The sequence below is a fragment of the Pseudomonas sp. IPO3778 genome, from assembly GCF_013386825.1.
Lineage (GTDB): Bacteria > Pseudomonadota > Gammaproteobacteria > Pseudomonadales > Pseudomonadaceae > Aquipseudomonas.
The window spans coordinates 1-12,638 of record NZ_JACARC010000048.1; the positions used below are offsets into that span (position 1 = coordinate 1).

At 61.3% G+C, this 12,638-nt stretch carries 11 protein-coding genes and 1 pseudogene; 5 read left to right on the top strand and 7 right to left on the bottom strand.

Going from position 1 to position 12,638, the window contains the following annotated elements; translation table 11 throughout:
- Window positions 1-556: 556 nt before the first annotated feature.
- The 5 genes from HX855_RS25245 to HX855_RS25265 all read right to left on the bottom strand — a co-directional run bounded on the left by HX855_RS25245 (window position 557) and on the right by HX855_RS25265 (window position 5,308).
- Window positions 557-1,021, bottom strand: coding sequence for a hypothetical protein (locus tag HX855_RS25245; RefSeq protein ID WP_177089834.1), 465 nt, complete (start codon window positions 1,019-1,021; stop codon window positions 557-559).
- A 105-nt stretch (window positions 1,022-1,126) separates the two neighbouring features.
- Entirely contained in the window at window positions 1,127-2,668 is a 1,542-nt protein-coding gene (locus tag HX855_RS25250; protein ID WP_177089833.1) for a cryptochrome/photolyase family protein, read from the bottom strand.
- Window positions 2,665-2,970, bottom strand: coding sequence for a DUF6482 family protein (locus tag HX855_RS25255; RefSeq protein WP_177089832.1), 306 nt, complete (start codon window positions 2,968-2,970; stop codon window positions 2,665-2,667). Before HX855_RS25255 ends, HX855_RS25250 begins: the two co-directional genes overlap by 4 nt.
- A 17-nt stretch (window positions 2,971-2,987) precedes the next feature.
- Window positions 2,988-3,524 (bottom strand): DUF3833 domain-containing protein, encoded by a 537-nt coding sequence (locus HX855_RS25260; RefSeq protein WP_177089831.1) that lies wholly within the window; start codon window positions 3,522-3,524, stop codon window positions 2,988-2,990.
- 296 nt (window positions 3,525-3,820) lie between these two features.
- Entirely contained in the window at window positions 3,821-5,308 is a 1,488-nt protein-coding gene (locus HX855_RS25265; protein ID WP_177089830.1) for an aldehyde dehydrogenase family protein, read from the bottom strand.
- 228 nt (window positions 5,309-5,536) lie between these two features.
- Between HX855_RS25265 and HX855_RS25270 the strand changes: the two genes are divergently transcribed.
- Complete coding sequence (locus tag HX855_RS25270) at window positions 5,537-6,706, top strand: p-hydroxyphenylacetate 3-hydroxylase oxygenase component (protein ID WP_177089829.1); 1,170 nt, start codon at window positions 5,537-5,539, stop codon at window positions 6,704-6,706.
- 159 nt (window positions 6,707-6,865) lie between these two features.
- A pseudogene (locus HX855_RS25275) lies at window positions 6,866-7,342 on the top strand (flavin reductase family protein); the annotation flags it as partial.
- A gap of 171 nt (window positions 7,343-7,513) precedes the next feature.
- On the opposite strand, the gene HX855_RS25280 reads toward HX855_RS25275, so the two are convergent.
- The gene (locus HX855_RS25280) at window positions 7,514-8,842 is read right to left on the bottom strand and encodes a hypothetical protein (RefSeq protein WP_177089827.1); all 1,329 of its coding nucleotides are present in this window, start codon (window positions 8,840-8,842) and stop codon (window positions 7,514-7,516) included.
- 217 nt (window positions 8,843-9,059) lie between these two features.
- Here HX855_RS25280 and HX855_RS25285 point away from each other — a divergent pair, with 217 nt between their 5' ends.
- The 3 genes from HX855_RS25285 to feaR all read left to right on the top strand — a co-directional run bounded on the left by HX855_RS25285 (window position 9,060) and on the right by feaR (window position 12,195).
- Complete coding sequence (locus tag HX855_RS25285; protein WP_177089826.1) at window positions 9,060-10,559, top strand: APC family permease; 1,500 nt, start codon at window positions 9,060-9,062, stop codon at window positions 10,557-10,559.
- Window positions 10,540-11,124, top strand: a complete 585-nt coding sequence (locus HX855_RS25290; protein ID WP_177089825.1) for a DUF3156 family protein — start codon at window positions 10,540-10,542, stop codon at window positions 11,122-11,124. The genes HX855_RS25285 and HX855_RS25290 overlap by 20 nt, the downstream gene beginning before the upstream one ends.
- A gap of 117 nt (window positions 11,125-11,241) precedes the next feature.
- Entirely contained in the window at window positions 11,242-12,195 is a 954-nt protein-coding gene (gene feaR / locus HX855_RS25295; RefSeq protein ID WP_177089824.1) for a transcriptional regulator FeaR, read from the top strand.
- Between the two features lie 81 nt (window positions 12,196-12,276).
- On the opposite strand, the gene HX855_RS25300 is transcribed toward feaR, so the two are convergent.
- Window positions 12,277-12,636: a hypothetical protein gene (locus HX855_RS25300; RefSeq protein WP_177089823.1), complete on the bottom strand. Its 360-nt coding sequence runs from the start codon at window positions 12,634-12,636 to the stop codon at window positions 12,277-12,279.
- Window positions 12,637-12,638: the final 2 nt, after the last annotated feature.

Genomic DNA, 12,638 nt, shown 5'->3' on the forward strand with positions numbered 1-12,638 from the left:
AGCGAGGCCGCGATAGCGGTGTGTCAGGCAACATCAACGTCGACTGTGCCGACGCCATCGCAGCCTCGCTAAAGCTCGACAGCTCCCACAGGGAATTTGCTATGTCTTCAGACCGCGCTCTTCCGGCAATCGGGTTGGCGTTCTGGCCAGCACCCCGTTGGCCACGGGCACCCTGCAGTCTGGCGGCTGACAAGGATCAAATGTGGGAGCTGTCGAGCTTAAGCGAGGCCGCGATAGCGGTGTGTCAGGCAACATCAATGTCGACTGTGCCGACGCCATCGCAGCCTCGCTAAAGCTCGACAGCTCCCACAGGGAATCTGCTATGTCTTCAGACCGAGCGCGTCCAGCAACCGGTTTGGCCTTGTGCCTGGGGCAATCTGGCCGCAGGCACCCTGCAATTCGACGGCCGACCAAGACCAAATGTGGGAGCCGTCGAGCTTTAGCGAGGCCGCGATAGCGGTGGGTCAGGCACCCTCACTGTCGACTGTGCCGACGCTATCGCCGCCTCGCTACAGCTCCACAGCTCCCACATTTGATTGTTGTTGCGTCCAGAAACCTAGTTCTGCGGCCGTTGCTTGGTCGAGTCCAGCTCGGCTTTTTTACCGGTGCTGATCTCGGTGATTTGCGCCGACTTGGCGATCGCAAAGTCGAAGGTGTCCTGCATTTTGGCGATGGCGTCGGTGGCCGTGCCGTTCAGGCCACCGTTGGCAGCCCAGTCGAAGTTCCACACGCCAGACAGGTTGTCGGCACCGGCCACGTCATGGGTTTCGATCGCGGTGAACACGTCGGGATGGCGTTCCATGTATTGGGCCGCGGCGCTGACATCGGCGGGAACCTTGCCCGAGGCGTTGCTGGCCAGCTGTGAAAGCTCTTGTTTGGTAATGGCCGACTTGCCCGTCTGGCGCATGTAATCGGCGACGACCTTGCTCGACTTGGCAATGTTCAATTTGTCATCGAACACCGAGGTTGAGGCTTTTTGAGACGTCGGTCCGCCACCGGCGGGTGTTACGGTAGTAGACATGGGCGCTGCTCCCTCAATGGATTGGTTGACATCGACGCCGAAGGTAGCATGGGCAATTGGCCATTTATCGGCGGTTTCACAACAATTCGCAGCCGCCGGAAAATTTCACAGCGTTTCACCTGCATCCAGTTTGGCCAGCAGCCTCTCGCCGCGTGCCCACAGCGCGTCCTGTTTGGACTCAGGCATGCGGTCGAGATTTTTATACAGCAGGGCCATGCGCTGATTGCCCCGCAGCAGGTCGCCGTGGCGCATCAGGAAGTGCCAGTAAAGTGCATTGAACGGGCAGGCGTTGTCCGCGGTGCTTTCAGTGACTTTGTAGGCACAGCCGCCGCAGTAGTCCGACATGCGCTTTATGTACTGGCCGCTCGCGCAGTAAGGCTTGGAGCCCAGGTAGCCGCCATCGGCGTGCATGACCATGCCCAGGGTGTTGGGCAGCTCGACCCAGTCGAACGCGTCCATGTAGATCGCCAGGTACCACTCACATATCTGGCTGGGCACGATCCCGGCCAGCAAGGCGAAATTGCCGGTGACCATCAGCCGCTGGATGTGATGGGCGTAGGCGTGTTTCAGGCTTTGGCCGATGGCCTGGCGCATGCAGTTCATTTGCGTCTCGCCTGTCCAATAGAACTCCGGCAGCGGGCGGCTGTTGCCGAATGCGTTGCCGGCGGCGTAGTCGGGCATCTTCAGCCAGTAGACGCCGCGCACGTACTCACGCCAGCCAATCAGTTGGCGGATAAACCCTTCGGCGGCATTCAGCCCGATGCTGCCCGACCAATAAGCCGCCTCCACGTCGCTGCACAGCTGGCGCAGGTCCAGCAGGCCGATGTTCAGCGCCGCACTGATGCGGGCGTGAAACAGAAACGGCTCGTCGCTGGCCATGGCGTCCTGGTAGTCGCCGAAGCCCGCCAGGCCGTAATCCAGAAAATAGTCCCACAGCGCCTGGGCGTCGGCGTGGGTCACCGGGTAATCGAAGGTGTCCAGGGAGCCGTAGTGGTTGCTGAAGTGTTTGGCCACCAGCGCCAACACGTCCTGGGTGATTGAGTCCGCGCTGAAGCGTGCCGGGTAGGGCGCTTTGGTGCCCTTGGGCAGTGCCTTGCGGTTGTCTGCATCGAAGTTCCAGGCGCCGCCCACCGGCGTACCGTCACCGTTGAGCAACAGCCCGCTCTTGCGGCGCATCTCCCGGTAGAAGTATTCCATGCGCAGCTGTTTTTTGCCGCTGGCCCAGGCCGCGAACCCGTCACGGCTGCACAGGAATCGACTGTCGGCATGCCACTGGATCGGCAAACCGCAGTCCTTCAGGGAGTGCTCCAGGCGCCAGTCGCCGCATTCGGTCAGGTGCAGCTCCCGCGCGTGCAGCTGCGAGTACCAGCGCTTTAACTCGCCGGGCACGGAGCCGGTGTTTTGCGGGTCATCCAGGCTGACGTAGTGCACCCGAATACCGCGCTGCTGCAACGCCTGGGCAAAGTGGCGCATGGCGCTGAAGATCAGGGCGATTTTTTGCGGGTGGTGGGGCACATGGCTGGCTTCCTCCATCACCTCGACCATCAACACGGCGTCGTACTGGCTGTCCAGCCCATCCAGCGAGGCCAGGTCAAATGACAACTGGTCGCCCAGCACCAGGCACAGGTTTCGAACGGCCGGGTTCACCAGGGCGCCGCCAGGGAAAACGGCGTTCGCAAAGCCTCAACGGGGCCTTCACGGTGGCCGCACATTTCATCGTGGACGCACTGATGCACCAGGGTGCAGGGAAACGCCGGGACTGCCTGCAACACCTCCCGCAGGTGATTGATGGAGCGAAAGTGCAGGGGCTTTGCCGCGGCGTCCAGCACGGTGAACTGGCCGTGGTCCAGCCTGACGCGCGCCAGGTAGAAACCGCCTTCCAGGGACAGCAGCTCCAACTCACGTACGCCGCCATCGGTGGCCAGTTGGGTCAGGGTTTGCAGGTTCATGGTTCACTCCTTGCCTGTCAGGGTTGCGCAGACTGGCGACGGAAGAACAGCGTCACCTGGCCCACTTCGATGCCCAACTTGGACATACTGGAGCGGTTGATCAGGGTGTCTTCGTCCATCAGGTACATCCAGTCGTCGAGGCTTACTTCGTAGACGGAGCCGTCAACCGGCAGGTTCAGCACGTAGCGCCAGCGCAGCGCGTTGCCGGCCACTTCGCCCTTGGCCTCACCCACCACATCATCTGCACGGCCGCGCCAATGGCCCGGGCCGTCGGGGGTCAGGGTCCAGACCCGCCGCTGGCGCGTGCCGTCGCTGTAGAGAAAGCGCTCGTCGAGAATCAGGTTTTCACCTTCGCGGCGGCTGGCGATATTCACCTCGAAACGCTTGGCCACTTCACCCGAGCGCTTCTCGAATATCCCCCAGGCCTTCACGGGCTTGCTGAAGAACTGCACCAGGTCGAGCTGGGGTTGCTGGTCGGCATAGTGTTTGACATCCACGCTGCCGCAACTGCACAGGCCGAGCACCAGGGCCAGTGAAACCAATAGACGGGTCATAGCGTTTCTCCCTGAGCGGGCGTGATACAGCGGAAGCTTCGATACCTGATACTTGTACAAAATTATAAACTTGTACAGGTATTTAAAAGGCACCTGGCTGTATCCGCTACTGACCTGCATATTGATGGGCCGCTCACTGAGCCGTTTGATCGTTCCCACGCTCTGCGTGGGAATGCCGCCTCGGACGCTCCGCGTCCCGCTGCCGACGCGACATTGAAGCCTTGCGCGAGGGTGACGCGGAGCGTCACGGTATGCATTCCCACGCGGAGCGTGGGAATGATCGGTCGCCCGGTTTATCAGTACCGAATCATCACCGACTTAAGCTCGGTGTAGTCCTCGATGAATGCCCCGCCAAACTCACGCCCCACCCCCGAAGACTTGTTGCCGCCAAACGGCACCGCCGGGTCAAGCATCGTGTGCATATTCACCCACACCGTGCCCGCGTTGATCGCCGGCACCATGCGCAGGGCCTTGCTCAAATCGTTGGTCCAAAGGCTGGCGCTCAGGCCGTACGGCGTGTTGTTCATCAACTCCAGCAACTCTTCCTCAGTGTCATAGGGGAAGAACGTGGCAATCGGGCCGAAGGTTTCTTCGTTGAGCAGGGTGTCGTTGATCGTGTTGGCGAGAATCACCGTCGGCTCTACATAGCAGCCCGGCCCATCGATCAGCTTGCCGCCATGGATGATCGTATTGTTCTCGGCACGGGCCTTGGCAAAAAACCAGTCGAGTTTCTGTTGGTGCTGACGGTTGGTCACCGGGCCGAACTCGGTGCGCTCGTCCAGCGGCGAGCCGATGTTCAACCGACTCAGGCGTTGCGCGAGCTTGTCCATGATCGGCTCGATCTGCGAGCGATGGGCGAAGAAGCGTTCGGCGGCGGCGCAGATCTGGCCGGAATGCAGGAAGCCGGCTTCAATGATGCCGTTCACCGCCTTGTCGAGGTCCACATCCCGCAGGAACCCGGCGGCGTTTTTGCCCCCCAGCTCCAGGGTCGCCCGGGTCAGGCCGGCGCCCATGGCACTGCGACCCACCGCGATGCCGGTGGGCACCGAACCGGTGAACGAGACCTTGTCCGTGCCCGGGTGCTCCACCAGGCCTTTACCCACGGCGCCGCCACCGGTCAACACGTTCAGCACGCCCGCCGGCAGGCCCGCGTCGATGGCCAGTTCGGCGATGCGCAGGATGGTCAACGGGGTGAACTCGCTGGGCTTGATGATGATGCTGCAACCGGTCACCAGCGCCGAGGCGAGTTTCCAGATGGCGATCATGGTCGAGAAATTCCACGGCACGATGCCCACCACCACGCCCACCGGTTCGCGCAGGGTGAACGCGGTGTAGCGTTCGCCGGCGAAGGAGGGCAGCGACGGGGTAATGGTCTGGCCGCTGATCTTGGTGGCCCAACCGGCGTAGTAACGCAGGAAGTGCGCGGCCTGATCGACCTCAAAGGCCCGGGAAATCTGGATGATCTTGCCCGACTGGCAGGTTTCGATCTGCGCCAGTGCTTCCCGGTGTTGTTCCAGCAGGTCGGCGAGTTTGAGCAGCACGTTGCCGCGCGTTGCCGGTGCGGCCCGGGACCACTGCTGGAACCCGCGCCGGGCGGACTCTACCGCCGCGTCGATATCGGCCTGGTCAGCATCCGCCACTTGGGCGATCACCTCGCCGTTGGCCGGGTTGATCACCGCCAGGGTTTGGCTGGAATGGCTCTGGACGTAACCGCCGTCGATAAACAGGGCATGGCTTCGAGGGAGGAAGGCGTGGACTTCAGGCAGCAGCGCAATATCGCTCATGGGGTTTTCCTGCTCGCAAAAACCCGAGGTTAACCAGCGCAGGCGGCCCAGGCTTGTCTGTGCCTGCCTGGCGGCATGTCTATGGCTGCCAGCCCTGTGGAAAGTGCAATCTTGGCTGTGGAACGTGCATTTTACGAAGGGGTTGCCCGTTTCATACTGGCCCTGCATCCAGCGCCGTTCGTTGAGTTTGAACGCCAGCCGGACATCCAATAATAAGCAGGGCCGTCCATGAAAAAGCCAAACCCGCTCCTCGAAGACCTCAAGTCGATTCTGCCGACCATCGCTGCCAACGCCTTCCAGGCCGAGCAGGACCGCAAAGTCCCCGATGAGAACATTGCGCTGCTCAAAAGCATCGGCATGCACCGCGCCTTTCAACCCAAACCGTTTGGCGGCATGGAAATCTCCCTGCCACAATTTGCCGACTGCATCGCCTTGCTCGCCGGCGCCTGCGCCAGCACCGCCTGGGCCATGAGCCTGTTGTGCACCCACAGCCATCAACTGGCGCTGTTCTCGGCCAAGCTGCAGCAGGAAGTCTGGGGCGATAACCCGAATGCCACCGCCAGCAGCAGCATCGCGCCGTTTGGCCGCACTGAAGAAACCGACGGCGGTGTGCTGTTCAGCGGTGAAATGGGCTGGAGCAGCGGTTGCGATCACGCCGAGTGGGCGATTGTGGGTTTCCGTCGCAAAAACGCCGAGGGCACCCAGGACTATTGCTTCGCGGTGCTGCCGCGCAGTGACTACCAGATTCGCGATGACTGGTTCGCCGCCGGCATGAAAGGCAGCGGCACCAAGACCCTGATCATCGACAACGTGCTCGTGCCCGAACATCGTATCCAGAAGGCCAAGGACATGATGGAAGGCAAGTCTGCCGGCTTCGGTCTGTACCCCGACAGCAAGATTTTCTACTCGCCGTACCGGCCGTATTTCGCCAGTGGTTTCTCCACGGTGAGCCTGGGCGTGGCCGAGCGCATGCTTGAGGTGTTCCGCGAAAAAACCAAGACCCGCGTACGTGCCTACACCGGTGCGGCAGTGGGGGCCGCGACCCCGGCACTGATGCGCCTGGCCGAGTCCACGCACCAGGTGGCGGCCGCCCGGGCCTTCCTCGAAAAGACCTGGCAGGAGCACGCCGAACACAGCGAGCAGCACCGTTATCCCTCCCGCGAGACCCTGGCGTTCTGGCGCACCAACCAGGCCTACGCCACCAAGATGTGCATCCAGGCGGTGGATCGCTTGTTCGAGGCCGCCGGTGGCAATGCATGGTTCGAGCACAACGAAATGCAGCGCCTGTTCCGCGATTCCCATATGACCGGCGCCCATGCCTACACCGACTACGACGTGTGCGCGCAGATCCTGGGGCGTGAGCTGATGGGGCTTGAGCCTGATCCGAGCATGATTTGACGCCTGCCACGGCCCCCCATGTAGGCGCGAGCTTGCTCGCGAAAAACCTGAGAGCGCCGCGCCCATCCAGGCAGCCCGCGTCATCGTTAACGACCTTCGCGAGCCCGCTCGCTCCTACCCAGAGCCGCTCGATAACTATAAGTAATCCGGGAGTCTTGCATGTCTGATAACAGTTTCGACCCACGGGCCTTTCGCCGGGCCCTGGGCAACTTTGCCACCGGCGTCACCGTGGTCACTGCCGCCTCTGCCGACGGGCGCAAGGTCGGCGTCACCGCCAACAGCTTCAACTCGGTGTCCCTGGACCCGCCGCTGGTGCTGTGGAGCATCGACAAGCGCTCCAACAGCCACGAGGTGTTCGAGCAGGCCAGCCATTTTGCGGTCAACGTGCTGGCGGCTGACCAGATCGACCTGTCGAACAACTTCGCCCGGCCCAGGGAAGACCGCTTCGCCGAAATAGAATTCGAACCGGGCGAGGGCGGCTCGCCGGTCTTTGCCGATTGCTCGGCGCGGTTTCACTGCGAGAAATACCAGCAGGTGGACGGCGGCGATCACTGGATCATGATCGGCAAGGTGGTGGCGTTTGATGATTTTGGTCGCGCGCCGCTGCTCTATCACCAGGGGGCGTATGCGCGGATTGAGGCGCGGCAACCGTAGGGCGAACACCTCTCTCGAGGATTGATGCAGGTTTAATGTGGGAGCTGGCTTGCCTGCGATGCAGACACCTCGGTACATCAGAGACACCGCGGTGATGCCATCGCAGGCAAGCCAGCTCCCACATTTGATCTTCATCAGCTCGTTGGATCTGCACTAGAACGGCACGGCCACGGTGACTTGGCTGTAGACATTGGTGCCATTGCCACCCACCTGATTCCCGCCGTTGCTCTCATCCTTGTTCGGCTTATACAGCCCCAGCAGCGGCGTGATGATCAGGTGTTCGTTCACCGCCCATTCGGCGTACAGGTCCAGTTCGCGACCGTCCAGGTTCAGCATGCCGCCCTTGCTCAATGTCTTGTAGTCGAAGAACAGCGCGCCCACGGTCACGCTGTCCAGCGGCTTGACCTTCAGCGCCACGTGTTGCACCGCGGTGTTGGTATTGAACGGCCCCGAGTAATTGCCGGCGACTTCGCCCTGGACCCAGGTGCCGTAGCCCCGGTTGAAGCCCGAGAACATCGCGTCCCAGTTTTTTGAATAGCGGCTGTAGCGGTACGTCAGGTCCGGCGACCAGGGCAGTGCGGCGAAGGTATAGCCGCCTTCGGTGTACCAGGCCTTTTCCGGGCCGGCATCCTTGTCCTGCCAGGCGTATTCAAAGGAAAAATGCGCGTTTTCGACCCCGGCATTGCCGGCGCCCCGCAGGCTGTAGATGTTCATGCCGGCCCGCTGTTTTTGCAGGTCATTGGCATAACGGTCGTCGACGCTGATGCCATGGATATAGGTCAAGCCCACGGTGCCGGGCGCTGCCGTGTAGTCCAGGGTGCCGGCAGCCATTTCGGTGTTGGCCTGGGCGCGGTTGTCGGACTTGATCCACATCACGCTGCCATGCACGCCGTCCTTGCCGCCCAGGCGCAACACGGCGGTTTGATCAAAGGCATGGCGCGCGGCGATGTAATAGGCGCCGCCACGGTTGAACTTGCCGTCGTCCACGCCCTTGCCGAGGTTCGGGCCGTCGTCGTTGATGATGAAACCGTCGCCGAGCATGATGACCTGGCGGCCGAACGACAGGTCCACGCCATCCTTGCCCAATCCCGGAAACAGCTCCCCCGAGCGCCAGCCGGCGAACGCTTCATCGAACTTGGTGGTGCGCTCGCTGCCGGTGGTCACGCCGGACGCATCGCCGTCGCCCCAGGTGCCGGAGCTGACCAGGTTGGCCGTGCCGTACACGCTGCCCAGGGCGCCAAAGGACTGGTCGACGCTCAAACCGTACTTGATAAAGCCTTCGCGCCAGGTGGAACCGCCGGTAGTGCCGTCGTAGTTCTTGCGGCTGTTGAACATCCCGTACACTGCGAGGAAGTTGCCGGTGACCTTGGTGTCGTCATCGGCATACAGCTCGAACGCCTGGGCCGATGACTCGATGATCATCAGCGCGATGCCCAGGCTGATGGCCCTGTACAGGTGACGGGTTTGTTGTGTGTGCTGCATTGTTATAGTCCCCAACAAGGTGAATTGAGGGCGCATTAGGGCGAGCGCCGCCGGGCCAAGTCTTTCCCCTGCGTGCCAGGCAATTGACCCTGGCCGCCAGCGCCGGGGCGGTGGCAGGCAGCAACAAAACCGGCGGCAGCCAGGAGCAAGACGATCCGCCAGGGCGGGGCGCAGAGTGCCAATACTTCTAAAAATCCGCTTCTTGAGGATCCGCACCATGTCGATCAACGACCGGCTCACCGAACATTTGAAACGCGGCACGGTGGGCTTTCCAACCGCGCTGGCGAGCACTATTGGCTTGATCATGGCCAGCCCGGTGATCCTCACCGCGACCATGGGGTTTGGCATCGGCGGCAGCGCCTTTGCGGTGGCGATGTTGATCGCGGTGGTGATGATGCTGGCCCAGGCGACCACCTTCGCCGAAGCCGCCTCGATCCTGCCCACCACCGGCTCGGTCTACGACTACATCAACTGCGGCATGGGCCGGTTCTTCGCGATCACCGGCACCTTGTCGGCGTACCTGATCGTGCATGTGTTTGCCGGCACCGCTGAAACCATCCTGTCGGGGGTGATGGCGCTGGTGAACTTCGAACACCTCAACACCCTGGCGGAATCCGCCGGCGGTTCGTGGTTGCTGGGGGTGGGTTTTGTGCTCGTGTTCGGGGTGCTGAACGCCTTCGGCGTCAGCGCATTCGGGCGGGCCGAGATCATCCTCACCTTCGGCATGTGGACCACCTTGATGGTGTTCGGCGTGCTGGGCCTGATCGCGGCCCCGGCGGTGCAGCTGGACGGCTGGTTCGGGGAATCCCTGGTGGGCACCGACTTGATCACGGTCCTGTCGTTGGTGGGCATGGCGATGTTCATGTTCGTCGGCTGTGAATTCGTCACGCCTCTGGCGCCGGACCTGCGCAACTCGGCCAAGGTGATGCCCAAGGCCATGATCCTGGGGCTGCTGGGCGTGGCCACGTGCATGTTCATCTACGGCGCGGCGATGAAACGCCAGGTGGAAAACGTAGTGATCGACGCCGCCGGCGGCGTGCACCTGCTGGACACGCCCATGGCGATTCCGAAATTCGCCGAACAGGTGATGGGCAGCATCGGCCCGATGTGGCTGGGTATCGGCTTCCTGTTTGCCGGTGCTGCAACCATCAACACCTTGATGGCCGGTGTGCCACGGATCCTGTACGGCATGGCGGTCGACGGCGCGTTGCCCAAGGTGTTCACCTACCTGCACCCGCGCTTCAAGACGCCGCTGCTGTGCATCCTGGTGGCGATGCTGATCCCGTGCCTGCACGCGCTGTACCTGGCGGGAAACACCGACAACATCATGCACCTGGTGCTGGCCGCCGTGTGTGCCTGGAGTTTCGCTTACCTGCTGGTGACGCTGTCGGTGGTGATCCTGCGGATTCGCCGGCCTGACCTGCCACGCGCCTACCGTTCGCCGTTCTTTCCGTTGCCGCAGATTCTGTCGAGCATCGGCATCCTGCTGGGCATGTGGTTTATCACCCCGCCCGGCATGAACCCCGCTGACATCTACATCCCCTTTGGCGTGATGCTCGGGTGCACGGCGGCGTACGCGCTGTTCTGGACCCTGGTGGTACAGAAGGTCAATCCATTCAAACCTGCCTCGGTGGAAGAGGTGTTGGCCAAGGAGTTCGCCCATGAGCCGAGTCAGCCACACAACGGGTATGTCAGCCATGCTGCAAAAACTGTTTGAACTGTTCAGCGCCCGGCGTGCGCCTGCCGGGTATCGGCCCGGGGTTACGCTGGAACACCTGCGACGTAACCTGGGCCTGGCCGGTTACGAGGCATCCGGCCCCACCACGGCCCGAGTGGCGCTGGACACACTCGGGTTGCAATTGGAGATCGTCGAGCGCACCGAATCGCAGTTGTTGATGCACCTGGTGATGACCGAATTCGTCGTGCGCATCCCCGCCTCGCAGCAGGGCACGGCGAGCTTCGAACTGCACCACACCGGGGCCGTTCGACGCACCGGAATCCGCTGTCGGCAGCGGTCGGGAGACAAGGACGTTTTAACACTTCTGCAAACCGAACTGCAGGAGGGCAGCGCGTTGCATCGCGCCCTGATGCCGCTGGATTTCAAGCACCTGCGCATCGACCTGCAGGATCACCAGTGGTGCGTACGGCTTGAGCATATGGGCGGCAGCGAGGTGGTCAACCGCATGCCGGCGTTCCGGCGCTACATCGCCTTGAGCAGCACTCAACGCGCCTGGCTGCTGGACGCGCTGGGCGGTTTCCAGCGCGCCTTGCAGGCCCACTGACCACAGTATTTGGCATCAATAGTGCAACCACCTTGGCCGACACGTACTTGTTGCGCGCATATAGATAACATGTTAACTATTGCCGGACAAAAACAAAAAGCCAAGGTGGAAACAACCATGAGCATGCAACAGATTGGGCAAGACGGGCTGGACCGCTGGACCCGGGATCTGCGCGCGGTTTGCGGTCACTTCGACACAGAACTGGCCTTCAACCGCTCGCTGTTCATCGGCAGCATCACCCCCTTTTCCCGCGCAGGCTTGCCCCTGGCCAACCTGCGCACCAACGCCGGCCTGATCAAACGCCCCAAAGCCCGTGCCGACCACGATGACGACCAGAACTGCTTCCTCGTCAGCCAGCGCAGCGGCTACTGCCAGATCAGCCAAAACGGCCAGACCGTCCAACTCGCCCCTGGCGAATTACTCCTGATGGACTCAGTGGGCTCCATCGACATCACCCCCTTCGGGCTGATCGAACACGCCTCCCTGTCCTTGTCCCGCGCCGAGCTGTGCAAACAGCTTGGCAACCAGCCCAAGACCTTCGGCAAAATCTCCTCAAGCAAAGCCTGCGGGCGCATGTTGCACGTGCTGATGGACCAACTCTGCAAAGACGCGCTCAACGGCGAAGGCGCGGTCGGCGAGGGGCAGGCGTTGCAGTCGGCGTTTGTCTCGCTGCTGGGGTCGGCGTTTGAGCAAGAGGATGATGAGCGCGATGATTGTGGCGGGCTGCAGGGCAGCAATCTGCGCAGCTATGTGCAGAAGGTCATTGATGAATCGCTGACCCAGCCAGGGCTAAGCCCGGTGGGATTGGCGAGTCGGTTGAACATCTCGGTGCGGCATTTGTACCGGTTGTTTGAGGAACAGGATGACAGCGTGTGCCGCTATATTCAGCGGGCGCGGTTGAAGCGTAGTGCGGATGATTTGACCAACCCGTTTTTGCGCAGTGAGTCGATTACGTCGATTGCGTATAAGTGGGGGTTTACGGATTCGGCGCACTTTAGTCGGTCGTTCAAGAAGCAGTTTGAAGTGTCGCCGAAGGATTTTCGGGCGGGGCGGTTGCAGCAGGTGGGGTGAAGTTTTTGGGGGCGAGAGAGGAGGGGAGGGCTTTATGAAAGTCCCCCCTTTGCTGTTGTCCGCGTTAATGGCTTCTGACTATTAAATACTTTCCGTGGCTTCTGCCTGATATCGGATCAAACACCCGAGTAAAACTCTCATAAATTGGCGCTGGTCGAAAATTTCCTCATCGAAGTATGTGTCGAATAGGTAAAATATGGAGTCGAAAGTTTCGGCAGTGTTCAGGAAGTGCTCGAGTGTGTCGATATACCATTGCCGTTCTTCATTGTTATATAGGATGTATTCAGGTTTAGTTAGCTCGTCAAATAACTCCGCAAGTTGTTTGTCGTCATTGACGTCTTTGGAGACTATTATCTCCTCCCGCTCGAGGTCTTTAGTGTTTTCGATGTTGTAGGTGAATAGCAGGCTTCTAATGATCGAAAGCTTGGGTTTTAATTTCATTT